Here is a 17,509-nt window from a genome sequence, read left to right as displayed (position 1 = left end):
CGTAGTGCCCTGAAAACGATGGCCGGTGCCATCGGCGGGTTAATCAGCCTGCCGACGTGGGCTACCAACTGGACCGAAGCCTCGGTCCGGTCGTTTACACCGTCGCTGACGGTTGCCGAGGATGCGCTCCTGGCCGAAATTGTTGAAACGATCATTCCGGCCACCGACACGCCGGGTGCGAAAGCGCTGGGTGTGCATACGCTGATCCAGAAAATCGTCGCCGACTGCTACGACCAGCCGTCGCAGGAAAAGCTGAAAAAAGGCCTGGAAACGGTTTCGGCAATGGCGCAGCAGCAGTTTGGCAAAGACTTCGCGGCTGCCGATGCTACGCAACGCACGGCCCTGCTTCAGGGATTGTCGCAATCGGCAGATGCAGCGCCGAAGGAGTTCTTTTCCTTCGTAAAGGGCCTGACGATTCGCGGGTACATGACATCCGAGTACGTAATGACCAACCTGACGCACTACGTCATGGCCCCCGGCTATTACCACGGCTGTGTACCGGTTCCGGCTACGAAAGCGGTTTCCCAAACTCCAGCTAAATAATCCTGAACGACATGGCCAATTTTGCAATCGACGCGAAAAAAGAAAATACCTACGACGCCATCGTCATCGGCTCCGGCATCAGCGGAGGCTGGGCGGCTAAAGAACTGACGGGCAAAGGACTGCGTACTCTGGTACTGGAGCGCGGCCGGGATGTCCGGCACGTAACGGACTACCCCACTACCATGCTCAACCCCTGGGAGTTTGAGCACCGGGGCCAGCTGCGGAAAGAAGTACGCGACGCCAACCCCATCATCAGCAAGTGCTACGCCTTTTACGAAGGTTCAGAACACTTCTTCGTCAAGGACGCCGAGCACCCCTACGTGCAGGAGAAACCCTTCGACTGGATTCGGGGCTATCAGGTTGGTGGTAAATCGCTGATGTGGGCGCGGCAAACCCAGCGCTGGAGCGATTTCGACTTCGACGGACCGGCCCGCGACGGCTTCGCTGTCGACTGGCCGATTCGTTACAAGGACATTGCGCCCTGGTACAGTTATGTAGAGAAGTTCGCCGGGATTTCGGGCAATAAGGACGGCCTGCCGCAACTGCCGGACGGCGAGTTTCTGCCCCCGCACGAGTGGAACTGCGTGGAGAAACACTTCCAGCAGCAGATGGCCACCAAGTATAAGGACCGCCCCGTAATTATGGGCCGGGCCGCGCACATCACCAAGCCGCAGCCTATCCACCTGGAGCAGGGCCGGGCGCAGTGTCAGCACCGGACCATCTGCGAACGGGGCTGTCCCTACGGCGGCTACTTCAGCAGCAATGCGTCGACGATTCCCTGGGCGGCCCGCACCGGCAAGATGACCCTGCGCCCGGATTCGGTGGTGCACTCGATCATCTACGACGAGAAACTGGGCCGGGCCACCGGCGTTCGGGTGGTCGATGCCAACACGAAGCAGATGCAGGAATTCTACGCCCGCATCATCTTTGTGAACGCGGCCGCCCTGAACACGAACCTGATCCTGCTGAACTCTACATCGAGCCGCTTCCCGAACGGCCTGGGCAACGACAACGGCCTGCTGGGTAAGTACGTAGCGTTCCACAACTACCGTGCGGGCATTTCGGCGCAGTACGATGGGTACCTCGATTCGACCACCGAAGGCAAGCGCCCGAACAGTCCGTACATTCCGCGCTTCCGCAACCTCCACAAGCAGGAGACAGATTTTCTGCGGGGCTACGCGGCCGGTTTCTCGGCCGGTCGGATATCCCGGACGAACAACGAGGGTCTGGGTGCCAGCCTGAAAGAAAACCTGGTGAACCCTACGCTGGGCGGCTGGTACGTCGGCTCGCACATGATGGGCGAAACCATCCCGAAAGAAACCAACTACGTCGCGCTGGACTCGTCGCTGAAAGATCCGTTTGGTATCCCGCAGCTGAAAATTTCGGTGGGCTACGACGACAATGACGAGAAGATGGTGAAGGATTACATCGAGCAGATGACCGAGATGTTCACGGCGGCCGGCTTCACCAACATCCGCACCCGCGACGATAAGCGGAATCCGGGCCTGGACATCCACGAGATGGGGGGCGTTCGGATGGGTAAAGACCCCAAAACGTCGCTGCTGAACAAGTGGAATCAGATTCACAACGTCAAGAACGTATTCGTGACGGACGGTGCCTGCATGACCTCCACGTCAACGCAGAATCCCTCGCTGACCTACATGGCCCTATCCGCCCGCGCTGTGGATTACGCCGTGAAGCAGATGAACGCGAAGGCGCTGTAAACAGCCCGGTCACACCTGATAGCCTCCCCCGTTACCAGTCAATTCGGTAACGGGGGTTTCTTTTGTTACTGTTTTTACGAGCGTGGCAATTCATAAGTAAAATGTTGTTACTCATGTAGAATTACACACGACCGAAAACGAAAAAACGACAGGTAAATGAATCAGCATCAGTATATTGCTGGCCTATTCCACAACCAGTCCACTTCGTTACTCAGCCGTGTCTCGTCAATCCGCCCTCCCCCGTTTTGCGCTCATTCTATTAGTCTTGTCTGCTCTGTTCGTTCAGTGCCAGGAAGCTCCGCCGGATGCCTCTCCGCTGGTGTACGTTGGCACAGAAAACGCCGTAGCCCGCCGACCGTCGACCGGTTGCGCGTTTCGGTACGCCATCGCCAATACCTACAGCCGACTCGACAACAATACCCAACGCGAAGCCATCCGGGCCGGGCTGGGAGTTTGGCAGCGCCTGTCGCCCAACGTTGGTTTTCTGGAACTTGTTGACCGCCCGGAGCTGACGGTACGTTTTGCCGATCCGTCGGTTGTACAGGCGCAGGCCGTACAGGTACCGGTCGGACTGGTACGCGGATCGGCGCTGACGGTTTCGGCGCTGCGGCAGGAAAGCAACGGGTCTTACGCCATTTTGCTGAACAGTGCCTACGACTGGGACCCTGGCGCTCTGACCAAAGCGGTAGCGTATCAGGCGGGTGTGTTTCTAGGCATGACCTCATCCAGTGAAACCGGTTCGCTGATGTCGCCCCTGTTCGTAGGCCAGGCCGTTGCGCCGTCCAAAACCGACTCGCTGGCCATCAACAAGCTATACACGGCCCCCTGCAAGGACCTGACCAGTGTCAGTTTCCTGCCCTGCTCGCTGAAAGTAAATAACTTGATCACGAAGACAATTAAGCTAGACAAACAGGGGACTATTGCTATCAAAGCTTCCGGTTTCATTAATATAGGTTTTTTCGTGAGCGCCAGTGGTCCGGAAGGAAAGATTGATGGAGGTTTAGGAGGAGGCTCCTTAGCACCTTACAACATCGTTCCGGATATGTTTCACGCAGCGCTGATGTACAAAGTGGACAACGAGCTAACCTGGCAATACTGGAGTGATAAACGCACATTTCAGACCAACGGTCGACAATATATCGACATAACGTTTGAGGTAAACGACAACGATAAGGGAAATAACTCCGGCGCTTACGATGTAGTGATTGATTATCAGTGACCTACTGAGCCGCTTGAGTCTAAAGAGTAAGTTTATTACCCCTCTCCTCTTCAGGGCGTTGGGGTACGTTCAGCTTTCCATCCACCGCTATGAAGTCGCCTTTCCTGTTTGTGCTGTTCGTGCTGGCGCTGCTGCCACGACCTGGCCGGGGTCAGTCCCAACTGGCCGATACGTATCGGCAGCGAGCCGAAACTGAATACAGCAAAGGTCACTACGAGCTGGCTACTACCTACTACGAGAAAGCCTATCAACTTGTCCGTGGAACCGATCCCGTGCGGGCCGCTAACCTCTGCGTAGACCTCAGCAGCATGGACTACATGAAGGGCCACAATCGCAAGGCCGCCGACCGCTGCCTGACCGGCCTGCAACACCTCCGCGCGGTGGCCGCTCCACCCGACTCCGCCCTGTTCAAGCTGTACTCCAGCCTCGGAACGTACTACATTGAGCTATTTTACCCCGACTCCGCCCGCAGTTATTTTCGCCGGGCCGATGCGTTGCTCGCCCGGAATCCACGCATTGAGCAGCAGATTCCGTTGTACGTACTGTTTCACCTGAACAACCAGGGCCATTGGCTATTAAAGACCGAAAACTATGCCCGTTGCTTAACGTACCTAACCAAAGCCCGGCAGATAGCCTTGACTTACAATATGCTAGATGACCTGACTTACATTCAAAGTAATCTAGCTGGCTGTTATAATGCGATGGGGAATTATGACCTAGCACTAACACATATAAAAATCGCTAATGCATTTTATCATAAACCAACCATCCGGAAAAGTCAGTTTCTGACTGGAATTGGTCATATTCTTCATAAACTACACCGCTACCCGGAAGCACTGCGTTATTTCACCCTGGCCGAACGAGTTTTAAACCAGTTGCCCCGAAAATCACCAACCGATTATTTATCCTATCAAATTAACCTGTGGTACATGATCAGTAGCTGCCATCGGTCGGCAAATCAACTGACCGAAGCGGCTCGTTACTCGTCAAAAGCCATCCAATTGCACAAGAAGTACCTGGGGAGCCGGGGACCGCTGCTCGCAAAAGTTATGATTGAACAGGGCCGCTGGTACGAAGCCCGACACGAACCGGCCAGGGCACTACAGGCTTACCAGACTGCCATTCAAACTGTGTGCCGCGATACGACCAGGCCGCTCCGTCAATGGCAAAACCCCGTTGCCGATGCTGTTTCTGATGAGGTACTACTATTATTGGCTGTGTCCAGAAAAGCGGCCCTGCTGAAGCAAGTGTACCGCACCAACCGCCAGCCGGCGTATCTGGCCGCGGCCATTGAGACCTACCGCTACGGCGTTCAACTACTGGAACGCGTTCGTCACGGTATCGATACCGAACACGCCCAACTGCTGTTTGCGGCCCGCCAGCCCACGCTCGTACCGGATGCCATCGACCTGACGTTTGAAGCCTACCAACATCAGCCCAGTCAAGCCTTGCGCGACATCCTCGTTGGGCTGTTTGAGCAGGCCCAGGCCGGTAGTCTGCGCGAAGCACTGCGACTCAATGCCATCAAACCCCGTACAATTCCCGCTGCACTGCTTGAGCGAGAACAGAAGCTGAAGCAGCAGATTAACGAACTGCGCCGACGTCCCGCCGGCGATTCAGCCGCCAGTGCCGAGCTCACGGCCAGTCAATTGGCGTGGCATCAGTTACTGGAAACCTTTCGGCAGGATTATCCCGCCTATTATCAACTTCAATACCAGCAAACCAATCTGAGTGCCCAGAACCTGCAGCAGCATCTGGACAACCGGACGGCCTACGTTGCCTATGTCCGAAACAAAAACAACCTGTTCATGCTCGTGGCAACACGCAGCAGCGTCAACTTTATCCGGCAACCGATTGACTCCACCCGCTTCAGTAGGCAGTTAACTACCCTCCAGCAAGAACTGTATCAGGACCCTATCTTTGCCCGGTACAAAGGCATGGATAGTGCCGCCGAGCTGTACGCTACCTGCATCGAGCCTATGCGGCCGCGTCTGAACGGAAAAACGAGACTGGTCATAGCCCGCGACTGGAGTTTTAATTTTCTGCCGTTCGAGGTGCTCGAAACCGGCAGGCGGGCAAACGACTACCTGACTAAACAGTACGCCATTGCGTACGCCGTATCGGCGGAGGCTTTTTTTCAGCCGACCAGGCAGGCATCGACCAGCCGTCCGGTGCTGATGGTGGCTCCCTTCGCCCGGGCTGGAGCCGTACTGGAAGCTGTTAACAGACAGGACAATCTGAAGCCATTGGGGTCCAGTGAAGCCGAAGCCCGCGCTATTGGCGGACAATTGCTGCTCGGTCCGGCCGCTACGCTGCGGGCTTTTCAGCGCACCGACCTGGACCGCCCTGTGATTTACTTCGCCACGCACGCCAAAACCGACGATATCGATCCGGCTAACTCGCACATTGCGTTCTTTCCCGGCGAAGCGGATAAATTATACACCGATGATATTTATAACCTTTCTTTATCGTCAACAGGTCTGGTTGTGCTGGGGGCCTGCGAAACGGGCTCGGGTAAGGTAATAGCCGGCGAAGGCGTTCTGTCGCTGGCCAGGGCGTTCGCTTTCGCCGGGTGTCCATCGGTTATTTCGACACTCTGGAAAGCTAACGACGAAACAACGTCTTTCCTGACGATCCGCCTGCACGAGTATTTAACGCAGGGGTTATCCACTGATGAAGCGCTGCAGCGGGCCCGGCAGGATTTTTTTGATTCACCCCTTCGTGCGAAATACGACCATCCGTATTATTGGGCGAACTACGTCCTGCTGGGTAATCATGCCCCCGTGATGCCCGTATCGCATCCGGGGGGGGCTGGCTGGCTGCTGGCGTTTATCGGCGTTGTAGCAATAGCGTTCTGGCAACGTAACCGGCTTGGTCGGTTGATGAGCATCTGACTACCGGACAATAAAAAAGCCTCCGCAGGAGGCTTTGATTAATTACTTAGGCGTTAGTTACCGCCACCATTCCCGCCCGTCTTTGGCGGTTGGTCTTCGTCATCGGATTGAACCGACTCAGACGGAATTTGAATTTTCTTAACGGTTGACTTGGGCTCAACCGGCTCAGGCTGGCAACCGACCAGGGAAAACGTAGTTGCCACAGCGGCAACTACCAGGATGTTTTTTAATGCAGTACGCATGAGATAGGGAAGTTGATAACAACCAAAATTAAAAAATTACATGAATGACCTTGTTAACAAATAATAAAAAAGCCTCTACGTAGAGGCTTTTTTATTATTTGTTAAGCATTATTTTGGCCAGCCTGACTTCGGTGGCTGGTCTTCATCATCGGATTGAACCGACTCAGACGGAATTTGAATTTTCTTAACGGTTGACTTGGGCTCAACCGGCTCAGGCTGGCAACTGACCAGGGAAAACGTAGTCGCCAAAGCGGCAACTACCAGGATGTTTTTTAATGCAGTACGCATAAAGCATGAGGTTTACGAACCCGGCCCATCCGAATTCGCAGCTTTACGCCCTGGCATTTCGTTTTCCCTTGCTTTTTGAAAAATATTTTTTTACACCTGTTACTTTCAGCCGTCGGTACCGCATAAAGAGACAAAGCAGCCCCACCGCTATGCCCAAAACGTTTACCGATCAGGAACTTGTGGATGGTCTACTAACTAAGGATGAACGGCTTACCCGCGCCATCGTGCAGTTTCTGTATCATCAGTGCCAGAAACCCATTACCCGGCTGGTAACCCGGCAGCACGGCGATGAAGACAATGCCAACGATTTATTTCAGGACGTCATTCTGATTTTTCTGCAGAATGTCTGGGATGGTAAATACCAGCTTCGCAGCGATACGAAAGTGACGACCTACATCTACGGCATCGCCCAGACGAAGTGGCTGCGGGAACTGGAGCTTCGGAAAAACCGGACGGCCCGCTTTGAGCGCTACGACCGCGAACAGTCCATGCTCCCCGACACACCCACGCCGGAGCAACTGTACCTGAACGCCGAAGAAGTAGAATCGGCCTGGGCGGTGTTCAACCAGTTGAGCGATCGTTGCCGTGAACTGCTTACGGCTTTCTACCGCGATCACCTGACGATGGAGCAAATCGCCGATGAGTTGGGTTTAGGTACGGCCGATAACGCCAAAACCAGAAAATACCGCTGTATCCAGGAACTGAAAAAATTAACGAATCTATGGAACGACCAACCGACAAAGAAGCCGAACACGACTGGGTTGAGCGCTATCTAAACGGCCAGATGACCGCCGATGAACGCGCCGTGGTTGAGGCTGAACGACAGGCCGATCCGGCGTTTGATACCGACGTCACCCTTTTAAAACGCACCCACGACCTGATGAAGGAAGCTTTTCTGGAACAACAGGCCATCGATACGATCAGACAGCTCCAGGTTCGCGACCGACGACGCACCCGGCAGCTTCGGGTAATCACCCGTTCGCTGGGGAGTGTCGTCGCGCTGGCCGCGATGCTCGTACTGTACCTGTCGTTCAGCCCCATTACGGTCCCCGACTCAGAAAATGACCTGAGCGTCACGCGCAGTCTCGCCGACGACACCACGGCGACCGTTCAGAAACGGGTTTTCGGGCAATTTTTTGATGGGCAGGCTCACCTCACGGAAGGGCAGTACGCGCTGGCGGTCAAAAATTTTGAGCAGGTCCTGTCCGCCACCGACATCCGGCCGTATTTTCGGGAAGCCGCACAGTGGCACCTGGCCGTGGCCTACCTCAAAAGCGGTCAACCCGACAAAGCCGAGCGCATGTACAATCAGTTTACCGGCTGCGTCGATTGTGAATACAGCGTCAACCCCATCGACCGCTGGAAAGTCTGGTGGCGCATAAAACTGGCTCAGTGGCTGGACTGACCCCGGCCATTCATTCGATCCGCACCCGAGCTACGTATGGCCCTGTTTGATTTTCTTTCGTCCCGCCGAAAACCCGACATTCAGGCGCTGGTCAGGCAGGGTCGCCACCTCACCGACGCTGCGTCAATACGCGAGTTCAGCAATCAGGTCAGGGCCACATTCGCCCCGCTGCTCGACAGTCGGCTTCCGCCGAACAACCCGGCCAATAGCCCGCTTCGCACGACTGTTTTCTTTGAACTGTGCGGACTAATTCAAACGCTGCTGGAAGACGACCGGTATTTCATTTCCCACTACGAAACCGTACTGGACGAGCTGATTACGGTCTGCCGCTGGAAGCAGCAACTCAGCAACGTATCGCCCGAAGCGGCAGCCGCAGCCGACAAATCCCTGCAACTGGCCATCCAGAAACGGCTTACGTACTGGCAAAACAGCCAGAAGGGCACCCACCATCACCGCATCATCCGGCTGCTCCACCCCGACGACCTCCCGATTGTGGCCCGACGCACCCTCCGGGCTTTTGTAGCGCGGTACAAACGGCAGCAATCAGAAGAACCTTTATTCTGGCTGCGGGAAGAGCGGGTCGAACTCTGCTTTCCCCTCATCAAAGACTATTTTTTTGAGCAGTCGGCTTTCTGGGTATTTTTGTTCCGGGGACCCAACGAAGCGGCCTTCATCGACGATGCCCTGGGTAACGTACGCGGCTGGATACGTCGGCGGGTGATCGACGACGAACGCCCACCCGAGCCGGAATTGCTGAATGGAATCAACGACATTGTGAGCAAGGTGCAATTCGACTTCATGCAGAAGGTAGAGGGGTTTCGGGCTAATCCCGACTCGTTTTACCTGGATGCGGGTCTGGCAACGTACCTGATCGGATTCGTGAAGCAAAGCCGGGCGATCTGGAAACTGCTCACCGGTTTGTACAAACAGCCCATCAGCGATAACGAACCGCCGGCCGACGAAGACGAGGCCGTGGGTGACGCCGACACGGGCAATCTGCCTGCTACGGACGATGCCGCCGATGAGGACGACTACCTATACGCCAAACTCCGCCAATGCATGGCGTCGCTCTCTCAGGAAGAACGCGATATTATCTACGCCCACCACGACCATGACTACAGCGACACGGTGCCCTTCGAAACGCTGGCGAGCCGCCTGAAGAAATCGGTTAAATCGCTGGAGGGCATCTACAAACGGAGCCTGGATAAACTAAAAAAATGCGCCCGCGGAGGGGGCGCTTCGCAACACCAGTTAGCCACTGCCTGATGACCGACCGCCAGCAACTGATCCGAAAACACCGCCAGGGCACGCTGACTGATGCTGAATATCAGGAGTATCTTGCCCTGCTGCGCGACGACCCAACGTTTCAGGAAGACGTTGAGCTGGACCGTATGCTGACCCAGGTGACCCGGCAGGATAAAAACCGGCTTCTGTGGGAAGCGGTACAGGCGGCCGAAGCCGACGCAACCGTACGACCCCTGTCGGGCGGTTCGCGGCCCTGGAACACCTACGCCATGGCCGCCTGTGTGGCCGGGCTGCTCGGCTGGGTCACCTGGCTGCTGTGGCCTTCCATCACCGGTTCATCTGGCCCGGAACTGGTCAGGACCGAGAAGCGCGATGTACGATTGCTGCTCGACGAAACTACAAAAGGGTATGACGACTACGGCGGTTCGGTCTGGCTACGCTGGTTCGAAAACAGTCGCCAGCAGGAGCCTCAAACCTACACCTTCTGCCGCGATACGCTGACGGTTTATTTAAAAAATTCACGCGATACGACGCAATGGCAGCCGGTACAGTTGCTTTTTAACGCAGACCAGCGAAAATTGTACGTGCAACCGCCTAACCAACCACGCCGTCTTCTAAGCGAATGTCTCGACAATCCACAACCACTGTCGTTTACGCCCTGATTATTTGGGGCTTTCTGTTTCTGCTGACGCCCACTGCCGATGCGCAACTCGCCACCCAGTGCCGGTGCGAAGATTTACCGACAAACCACCTGGGCTTTCTGCCCAACGAAACCGAAGCCATCAAACGGGTTGAGCAAATGCTTACTGACATGAAGCGGTATGCTCATCTCAAATTCACCGAAACCATCCGAATCAAGGAAACCAAATGCACCATCCCGACGGCTCTGATCTGTGAGCGGATGGAGCGCTACATTACGTACAACAATGATTATCTAAACCGAATTACGAAGAAAGATGCCCCCATGACCTGGGTTGATCAGCACGTACTGGCTCACGAAATTGGTCATCACGTACTGGGCCATCTCGATGGCCGCCAATCGTTTATCGACCTCGACCGGGCCTACAATCGGGACACAAAAGGCAAAAAGGGGGCCTTATCCCAACTGGCGCTGGCCGGTCCGCAGGCACAGGAAATTGAAGCCGATTTTTTTGGACTATGGTATTTGTTCCGCACTGACCCCCGGTTTCAATTTCAGAAACTGGTGAATAGTTACGACACTTTGTTCGTCGACGTGCCCAGGCAAAACTTCACCCCTGCCCCCACAAGACGCAAAGGAGCCCCAAAATCTTCGGTTGAATCGGCTACCCACCTGACGTTCGACAAGCGCATCTGGGCTATGGAGCAGTTCTGGAACGAACTCAAAGCCCGGCCGCAGACCATCGCCCGAGCAGGGTACTTTGCCGATGCGGCCGGCGCTGCCTATGTAGCGTTGCGCTCCGAACATCCGTTCTGGGACGTTGGGCTGGTAGCCGGACTGACCGTGGCGGGTCGGCCGCAGTTTCAGTTGAACGGTGCCCCCGTTGATGCCTTGCTGTATTCGCCCGCCGAAGCCGCGAACCTGTACCTGGGTTTGTCGGTCAGCCGGTTTCAGTGGCAGCGGCCCTGGCGTTTCGAGGGCGACGTGGCCTGGTCGCAGCAGCGCTACGGTACGTTATTCGGCAATGGTAACAGCCAGCGGCTTATCGAAGACTTCACCTTACGTTACCTCACCGTCTTTCCGCGGGTTAGCTGGAGTCCGACGAGCCGCCGGCAGGAAGCTGGGTTCTCGGTCAACCGGTTTGGCTGGTTTGTCGGCCTCGGCCCGAGCGTCCGGATTCCGCTCAAACTCTCGTACACGAACAACGCCGTTGTGATCGACCCGGGCAACGTTCCAGCCCTGGAATTTTCGGTGAGTCCACGGCTTTCGCTCGGCGTGGAATGGCTGAAGAAAACGTTTTTGCCCCGGGGTTATAAACTGGCCGTCAGCTACGAACCCCAGTTTATCCGGTTCCGGGCCACACCGACGCCCCGTATGCTGTCGCACAACCTGGACCTAACGATAGCGTATACCCTGTTTCGCGGATAGGCTCCGCAGGGCATCCGTCCGTTGGGAAAGCTGGCCTGCCCTGCAAAAAAATTTAAGATCAGGTGTTACCTCCGATCTACGTGAACGCATATACGACTGGTTGCTATAAAGTCACATCCTGGAGCCGGACCGGAAAAGACCCCAAGGCGTACCGAGGCAAACGCTTTCCGATTCCGTCCACACGCAAAATCCGGCGCTTGTTGCACAGCCTGTTCTCCGACACGAGGGTATCTACCCGGTTGGAAACAGGTTGTGTCTTTTTACCGGACAGGCAGTGAGCAGACGGTTTATTCTTAATTTTTCACGGAAGCTGTTACCTGAACCCGTCCAGCCCGCATATACCTATGAAGTATATCAGTACGCCATACTTCTATCCACATCTTCCTGTTCATCTACATTGTAATGTGTGTCGTTGTCAGCCCATTACCCAAATCCGGGTAGTGGGCTGACGTACTGGCAGGAAACCAAGGGCTACCCTGTTTTACTGTTTCGACTGCCGTTTCTTCCATTCCTCCATTACCTTGAAGTAGTCTTTGTTATCGTAGTAGTCGTATTGCCGGATGATTTTCCCATCCCGGAAATGAAAGATATTTACAAAGCGCATTTCGTAGGGCAAATCGTCATACCTGGCCTTGAGCAGCCCTTCGGTAACCAGCACGTTCCCCTGCGTAATGACCTGACTCACCTGCCAATCGTACTGGTTATACCGGTTGGCCGAATCAAAGTTGGCGAAGATCGCCTGTTTGTTTTCGCCAACAAACGAGTACGTCGGATCTTCGAGCCGCACATCGTCGGCATAAAACGGCGCGAGTTTTTCACTGGTTGGCCGACCGCCATAAGCCCGGTAATAGTTCCTGACAAAATCAGCGGGAATCTGACCCTTGTCTGACTGAGCCCATGCCGGGGCAGCCAGCGTTGTTGTGATTAATACAAACAGAAGGTATGGTTTCATGTGTAGCAAATGATAATCCGAAAGCCTTTAAAAGAGTACCAGATGGCAGTAGTTGTTGCACAGCCCCCAACATTTTGGCGAACTGACGTCCGGACACGGATTTGGCTACCCATCAATTCGAGCGGGTGGCTTCGGGCAACTCGCGAAATGGGTTATATTAGCCGGGTCAAATTTTCTGCGTTCATGAAATTGCTTTTTCTGGCCCTCAGTATCGTTGCCGGCGTATCGACCGGCGGCTTTTCGCAAACCAAACCGGCAGCCCCGGCCAAACCAGCCCAGACCGCCAGGCCATCGGCCCCCCAGTCTACGACAGCCGCGTCGGCCAAATCCGTCGAGAAACAAAAATTTGTGCTGCTGAACAACGGCGCGACCATCGGCATGGTGGTCAACTCGGTGGTAAAAGCGGACAAAAAGCGCCTTAACCTGACGGATCAGCAGCTCCCCAAAGCCCGCCAGCTGATCACCGACGCAACCGTGAAGTTTAACGAAGGAGTAAAAAAGCTGAAACGGTCGGGTATGAACGCGCAGAAGCTCCGGGTCCTGGCCGTGGAGGTCGAATCCGAACTGGTTCAGAAATACAAAGCCATTCTGACGCCCGAGCAATACGCGAAACAACTCGCTCACCACAAGAAAATTTACCCGGAAAGCAAAGCTTCCTGAAACTCCCTTCGGGCTACTGCCCTTCCAGCGTAGCGGCTGTTCCGGTGGTCGGGAGCGGTACGGGCATGTCGGTGAATTTATCCGTACGCGCTACGAAATGCGTAACGGCCGGCGGATTCGGACCAAAGTGAAACTGCCGAACGGTCTGTTCAACCGCCACATCCTCCAGCGTGAAGCGCTGGTGCTGGCGCAGGTGTTCGCCCCAGGACGTAACCGTAAAAAATTCGACCTGCCGCTCTGGCCGCGCAATGTCCGTAAACACCCCGGCACGCAGGGCACCATCGCGCAGGCGCACCTGCTTCAGTTTTTCAATGGCTTTGAGGAACGCCGGTACCCGACCCGGATCAACCAGGTACTCGATCATAACAACCACCGGTCCGTCGTCGGCATCGACGTTGGCGTGGTTCTCGGGGTTCGACCAGGTTCCGGCCGGAGCCAGGTTCAGTTTCTCGGCCTGCCGGAGTGGAAACGGAATGGCCAGCAGCGTACTGAGCAGTAACCAGCCGGCCGCCCCGATCAGGGCCGTTTCCAGGCCGAAGCGACTGGCCACACTTCCCCACCAAAGACTGCCGAACGCCATGCCCCCCTGAAACACCAGCAGGTAGATGCTCAGTACCCGGGCCTGTACCCACTTCGGCAGATTCAGCTGCACCGCTACGTTGAAACTCGTCAGCGACAGCAGCCAGCAGATGCCCGCCAGAAACAGGATGGGATACAGGAACGTTACGGACGGTAGTACCCCGAGCGCCAGGGTGGACAAGGCAAAGCCGATAATCCCAACAAGTATGCGTCGGTTGGTTGTCAGCAGCCGACGGATGTAATCCATGAACAAAGCGCCCGACACGGCTCCGGCTCCCAGACACGACAGCATTAGCCCGTAGGTTCCCGAATCAAGCCGGAACTTCTGGGCAATCACCAGCGACAGCAGCGCCCACAACGCACTGGCTCCGAACGTAAACGCCGATGCCCGGATCATGATGGCGTAGATAGAAGGCGAAAACTGGACGTACCGGATACCCGCCCGAAGCGCACTCACGAAGGTTTCAGCGGGCAGGTCCGTCTGGAGAGGCTGGCGTTTCCAGCGGTACAGCACCCAGCACGTACCGGCAAACGACAGGCTGTTGAGCAGAAAAACGTAGCCCGGCGAGTAATACGCGATAATCAGTCCGCCCACCGCCGGACCCACCGCCCGGGCCGCGTTGATGCTGACGCCATTGAGCGTCAGGGCGGCCGGCAGCAGGGGGCGGGGAACGATCTCCGACGCGACGGTCTGCCAGGCCGGGGCGTTGAACGCGGCCCCGATGCCGAGTATGAACGTCAGCCCCAGCACCGACCAGCTTGTCGATACGCCCAGCAGGGTTGTGATGGCCAGTATCAGGGCCGCCGTAGCCATGAAAATCTGCGTGGTGAGCAGGAGCCGACGGCGGTCCAGCAGATCGGCAATGACCCCGGCCGGTATACTGAGCAGAAAAACCGGCAGGCTGGTGGCCGTTTGCATCAGCGCAACCAGCACCGACGAGCCCGACAGGGTCGTCAGCAGCCACACCCCGGCGGTGTTCTGCATCCAGGTCCCAATATTTGAGATAAAGGCCGCCGTCCAGACCGCCCGAAACATATTTACCCGGAAGGCCTCCCAGATGGACGTTGAAGAGCCAGCCGACGTTTCACGTTTAACAGCATTCATGAGCACCAGGCCAATTCGGCCGCAAGCGGGTTGAGCAGCCGATCTACTGCAAGGCATAACTACCAGAACCGACCGAACGTTTTGGCCAGCTCCATACAATCCTCAATCAGACCTGCCCTCTGGCCGCTGGATAAGCTTTAGAAAAAACCACCCCAGGTTCCGACATCAGGGTGTTATTTTACCATTTACTAGTCGCTAGTGGGCCAGCTGAAGACCTCAGCGTTTTGCACCGGCATGGCTTCTATCCGTCAGTGTGTCCACTACGTATCCATTACTCACGATGAGTATTGTGTCTGACCATCACGAACTGGTTTCTACAACGCGCCTGCAGGCTATCCTCGATGCTTCACTCAACGGCATTATGGCCTTTACGGCCGTTCGGAACACCAGCCGGCAAATCATTGATTTTGTCTGTACGAGCGCCAATCGGGCCGCCTGCCGGCTCCTGAACAGATCAGTCGATCAGCTGGTCGGCCAGCGCATGCTGACCCTGTTTTCGGCCAACCGCGAGGTAGGCTTTTTCGACGCGTACGTCGCCACGGTAGAAAGTGGTGTGGATCAGCGCCTGGAGCGGTACTACGCAGCCGATGGGCTTCAGGCCTGGTACGATGTGAACGCGGTGAAGTTTGAAGACGGCATCGTTGTTACGTTCATCGACATCACCCTCCAGAAACAGGCGCAGCTGACCCAGCAGCAGCAGGCCAGTCGCCTGCAAAGCGTCCTGAACGGCTCATTGACCAGCATCGCCCTGATGACGCCCGTGCGGGACGAGACCGATACCATTACCGACTTCGTGTTTGCCGACGTGAACCTGTCGCTGGCTCAGCTAACCAACCGCCCGGTCGAATCCCTCCGTGGTCAGCGCGTCAGTACGTACTTCCCTTACTACAAAATCGGCGGTCTGTTCGATTTTTATAAACAAGCGATCGAAACCGGTCAGCCGCTCCGGTTCGAAGTACCGTATTATGCCGATGGCGTACGGGGCTGGTTCGACATTCTGGTAGCCCCGCAGAGCGACGGCATTGTGGTCAACTTCGTGGATATTTCGCCCGTCAAAAAGGCGCAGATGGCCCGCGAACAAACCTCCGCCCTGCTGCAAACGGTCATGGACAACTCCCTGACGGGCATCACCAAGCTGGAGGCCGTTCGGGACGAAGCCAATCGGCTGATTGATTTCCGGTTTGCGCTTGCCAACCAGACCATGCGTCAGATCACCGGCCGGCCGCTGGAAGATTTGCTCGGCCGGCTTCAATCCGAGCTGTTTCCGCACCAGATGACAAACGGCCTCTTCGATCGCTACCGGACCGTAGCCGAAACCGGCGAACCCGCCCGGTTCGAGTGGTGTAATCCCGAAGAGACAATCTGGTTCGACATCTCCGTTGTGCAGCATCACCACGGGGTTATTATTACGTTCCTCGACATCTCGGCCATCAAACAGGCTCAGCTCGACCAGCAGCAGCAGGCCCGGGTTCTCAAACAGATTGTCGAGGGCTCCCTCAACGGGTTGTTGGCCTGCGAGCCCATGCGGGACAAACAGGGCCTGATTTATGACCTTCGTATGTCGCTGGTCAACCAGGCGGCATCCCGCCTGAATGGCCGCCCGGTCGATGAACTGGTTGGTCGTTCGCTCCTCGAAGCGTTCCCCTCGATCGCCAGATCGGGCATCATGAGCCACTACCTGCATACGGCCCGCACGGGCGAGATTCAGCGGTTTGAAACGGCTTATAATTTTGATGGGCTTCAGAACTGGTACGACATCGCAGTGACTCCGCTGGGCAAAGGCCACATCCTGATCTCGTTCGTCGATATTTCGTCGAGCAAGCATCTCCAGCAGCAGCTCGAACTGTCGGTGGCTGATCTGAAGCGCTCCAACGAAAGTCTGCAGCAGTTTGCCTACGTAGCCAGCCATGATCTGCAGGAACCGCTGCGCAAGATCCAGGCGTTCGGCGATCTGCTGGGCGAACAGTTTGGCCCGATGGTCGGCGACGACGGCCAGACCCTCATCCACCGGATGCAGGGAGCAGCCGCCCGGATGCAGGACCTGATCAAGGCGCTGCTGATGTACTCGCGCACCGCTACGCACCAGCAGCCCTACCAGCGGGTCGACCTGAATCGTCTGACCCGCGAGGTGCTGGGCGATCTGGACACCGCCATTGCCGAGCATCAGGCCCAGATACACGTTGACTCCCTGCCCACGCTGATCGGCGACGCTACGCAGCTTCGGCAGCTCTTTCAGAACCTGCTCAGCAACGCGCTGAAGTTTACCGCTCCCCACAACACGGCCCGGATTGTTATTCGCGCCCGCCGGGTTGACCCCAGCGACCTACCCGCCCCGCTCTACGGACAGTCGCGGCCGTTTGTGGCTCTCGACATTGCCGACAACGGGATTGGCTTCGACATGAAGTACCAGGAGCGGATTTTCCGGTTATTCGAACGCCTGCACGGCCGCAGTCAGTACACTGGTACCGGCATTGGCCTGGCCATCTGCAAGCGCGTCGTTGATAACCACGGCGGCCACATCACAGCCCGCAGCGAGCTAGGGCAAGGCACTACGTTCACGGTCTATCTGCCCCTGCCCGACTAGG

General features: G+C 56.3%; 15 protein-coding genes. 11 read left to right on the top strand and 4 right to left on the bottom strand.

Features of this window, described 5'->3' with window-relative positions:
* Positions 1-18: 18 nt before the first annotated feature.
* From DYU11_RS18940 to DYU11_RS18925, 4 genes are all read left to right on the top strand, one after another.
* A complete protein-coding gene (locus DYU11_RS18940) occupies positions 19-543 on the top strand; it encodes a gluconate 2-dehydrogenase subunit 3 family protein (RefSeq protein WP_119669270.1) in 525 nt (174 codons plus the stop codon).
* Positions 544-554: 11 nt separating this feature from the next.
* A complete protein-coding gene (locus DYU11_RS18935; RefSeq protein ID WP_119669269.1) occupies positions 555-2,267 on the top strand; it encodes a GMC oxidoreductase in 1,713 nt (570 codons plus the stop codon).
* Between the two features lie 217 nt (positions 2,268-2,484).
* Positions 2,485-3,486, top strand: coding sequence for a matrixin family metalloprotease (locus tag DYU11_RS18930; RefSeq protein WP_229365930.1), 1,002 nt, complete (start codon positions 2,485-2,487; stop codon positions 3,484-3,486).
* A gap of 89 nt (positions 3,487-3,575) precedes the next feature.
* Positions 3,576-6,380, top strand: coding sequence for a CHAT domain-containing protein (locus DYU11_RS18925; protein WP_119669267.1), 2,805 nt, complete (start codon positions 3,576-3,578; stop codon positions 6,378-6,380).
* 53 nt (positions 6,381-6,433) lie between these two features.
* Here DYU11_RS18925 and DYU11_RS18920 read toward each other — a convergent pair whose 3' ends face one another.
* Together DYU11_RS18920 and DYU11_RS18915 are read right to left on the bottom strand one after the other, a co-directional pair.
* Positions 6,434-6,622: a hypothetical protein gene (locus tag DYU11_RS18920; RefSeq protein ID WP_119669266.1), complete on the bottom strand. Its 189-nt coding sequence runs from the start codon at positions 6,620-6,622 to the stop codon at positions 6,434-6,436.
* A 108-nt stretch (positions 6,623-6,730) separates the two neighbouring features.
* Positions 6,731-6,910 carry a hypothetical protein gene (locus DYU11_RS18915; protein ID WP_119669265.1) on the bottom strand — a complete coding sequence of 60 codons (180 nt, stop codon included), beginning with the start codon at positions 6,908-6,910 and terminating at the stop codon, positions 6,731-6,733.
* Between the two features lie 149 nt (positions 6,911-7,059).
* Here DYU11_RS18915 and DYU11_RS18910 point away from each other — a divergent pair, with 149 nt between their 5' ends.
* Genes DYU11_RS18910 through DYU11_RS18890 form a run of 5 tightly spaced genes read left to right on the top strand, consistent with a single transcriptional unit; the run spans position 7,060 to position 11,628 of the window.
* On the top strand, positions 7,060-7,686 hold the full coding sequence (locus DYU11_RS18910) for an RNA polymerase sigma factor (protein ID WP_119669461.1): 627 nt from the start codon (positions 7,060-7,062) through the stop codon (positions 7,684-7,686).
* Positions 7,632-8,315, top strand: coding sequence for a tetratricopeptide repeat protein (locus DYU11_RS18905; protein WP_119669264.1), 684 nt, complete (start codon positions 7,632-7,634; stop codon positions 8,313-8,315). Before DYU11_RS18910 ends, DYU11_RS18905 begins: the two co-directional genes overlap by 55 nt.
* 36 nt (positions 8,316-8,351) lie before the next feature.
* The gene (locus DYU11_RS18900; protein ID WP_119669263.1) at positions 8,352-9,581 is read left to right on the top strand and encodes a sigma-70 RNA polymerase sigma factor region 4 domain-containing protein; all 1,230 of its coding nucleotides are present in this window, start codon (positions 8,352-8,354) and stop codon (positions 9,579-9,581) included.
* On the top strand, positions 9,581-10,222 hold the full coding sequence (locus DYU11_RS18895; RefSeq protein ID WP_119669262.1) for a hypothetical protein: 642 nt from the start codon (positions 9,581-9,583) through the stop codon (positions 10,220-10,222). Before DYU11_RS18900 ends, DYU11_RS18895 begins: the two co-directional genes overlap by 1 nt.
* On the top strand, positions 10,183-11,628 hold the full coding sequence (locus DYU11_RS18890; protein ID WP_119669261.1) for a M48 family metalloprotease: 1,446 nt from the start codon (positions 10,183-10,185) through the stop codon (positions 11,626-11,628). Before DYU11_RS18895 ends, DYU11_RS18890 begins: the two co-directional genes overlap by 40 nt.
* A gap of 481 nt (positions 11,629-12,109) precedes the next feature.
* Here DYU11_RS18890 and DYU11_RS18885 read toward each other — a convergent pair whose 3' ends face one another.
* On the bottom strand, positions 12,110-12,580 hold the full coding sequence (locus DYU11_RS18885; protein WP_119669260.1) for a nuclear transport factor 2 family protein: 471 nt from the start codon (positions 12,578-12,580) through the stop codon (positions 12,110-12,112).
* A 183-nt stretch (positions 12,581-12,763) separates the two neighbouring features.
* On the opposite strand from DYU11_RS18885, the gene DYU11_RS18880 reads away from it, so the two are divergent.
* Entirely contained in the window at positions 12,764-13,240 is a 477-nt protein-coding gene (locus tag DYU11_RS18880; protein WP_119669460.1) for a hypothetical protein, read from the top strand.
* Positions 13,241-13,253: 13 nt separating this feature from the next.
* Here DYU11_RS18880 and DYU11_RS18875 read toward each other — a convergent pair whose 3' ends face one another.
* Entirely contained in the window at positions 13,254-14,924 is a 1,671-nt protein-coding gene (locus tag DYU11_RS18875) for an MFS transporter (protein ID WP_158600312.1), read from the bottom strand.
* Between the two features lie 280 nt (positions 14,925-15,204).
* Here DYU11_RS18875 and DYU11_RS18870 point away from each other — a divergent pair, with 280 nt between their 5' ends.
* Positions 15,205-17,508: a PAS domain-containing sensor histidine kinase gene (locus DYU11_RS18870; RefSeq protein ID WP_119669258.1), complete on the top strand. Its 2,304-nt coding sequence runs from the start codon at positions 15,205-15,207 to the stop codon at positions 17,506-17,508.
* Position 17,509: the final 1 nt, after the last annotated feature.

This window comes from Fibrisoma montanum (genome assembly GCF_003583365.1).
Lineage (GTDB): Bacteria > Bacteroidota > Bacteroidia > Cytophagales > Spirosomataceae > Fibrisoma > Fibrisoma montanum.
This window is presented reverse-complemented; position numbering and strand designations above follow the sequence as displayed.

Excerpts from the sequence above, each read along its gene's own strand:
- DYU11_RS18890 (WP_119669261.1), top strand. The coding sequence starts at position 10,183 with ATGTCTCGACAATCCACAACCACTGTCGTTTACGCCCTGATTATTTGG.
- DYU11_RS18895 (WP_119669262.1), top strand. The coding sequence starts at position 9,581 with ATGACCGACCGCCAGCAACTGATCCGAAAACACCGCCAGGGCACGCTG.
- DYU11_RS18935 (WP_119669269.1), top strand. The coding sequence starts at position 555 with ATGGCCAATTTTGCAATCGACGCGAAAAAAGAAAATACCTACGACGCC.
- DYU11_RS18875 (WP_158600312.1), bottom strand. The coding sequence starts at position 14,924 with ATGAATGCTGTTAAACGTGAAACGTCGGCTGGCTCTTCAACGTCCATC.
- DYU11_RS18925 (WP_119669267.1), top strand. The coding sequence starts at position 3,576 with ATGAAGTCGCCTTTCCTGTTTGTGCTGTTCGTGCTGGCGCTGCTGCCA.
- DYU11_RS18880 (WP_119669460.1), top strand. The coding sequence starts at position 12,764 with ATGAAATTGCTTTTTCTGGCCCTCAGTATCGTTGCCGGCGTATCGACC.
- DYU11_RS18870 (WP_119669258.1), top strand. The coding sequence starts at position 15,205 with ATGAGTATTGTGTCTGACCATCACGAACTGGTTTCTACAACGCGCCTG.
- DYU11_RS18915 (WP_119669265.1), bottom strand. The coding sequence starts at position 6,910 with ATGCGTACTGCATTAAAAAACATCCTGGTAGTTGCCGCTTTGGCGACT.
- DYU11_RS18920 (WP_119669266.1), bottom strand. The coding sequence starts at position 6,622 with ATGCGTACTGCATTAAAAAACATCCTGGTAGTTGCCGCTGTGGCAACT.
- DYU11_RS18940 (WP_119669270.1), top strand. The coding sequence starts at position 19 with ATGGCCGGTGCCATCGGCGGGTTAATCAGCCTGCCGACGTGGGCTACC.
- DYU11_RS18900 (WP_119669263.1), top strand. The coding sequence starts at position 8,352 with ATGGCCCTGTTTGATTTTCTTTCGTCCCGCCGAAAACCCGACATTCAG.
- DYU11_RS18885 (WP_119669260.1), bottom strand. The coding sequence starts at position 12,580 with ATGAAACCATACCTTCTGTTTGTATTAATCACAACAACGCTGGCTGCC.
- DYU11_RS18910 (WP_119669461.1), top strand. The coding sequence starts at position 7,060 with ATGCCCAAAACGTTTACCGATCAGGAACTTGTGGATGGTCTACTAACT.
- DYU11_RS18905 (WP_119669264.1), top strand. The coding sequence starts at position 7,632 with ATGGAACGACCAACCGACAAAGAAGCCGAACACGACTGGGTTGAGCGC.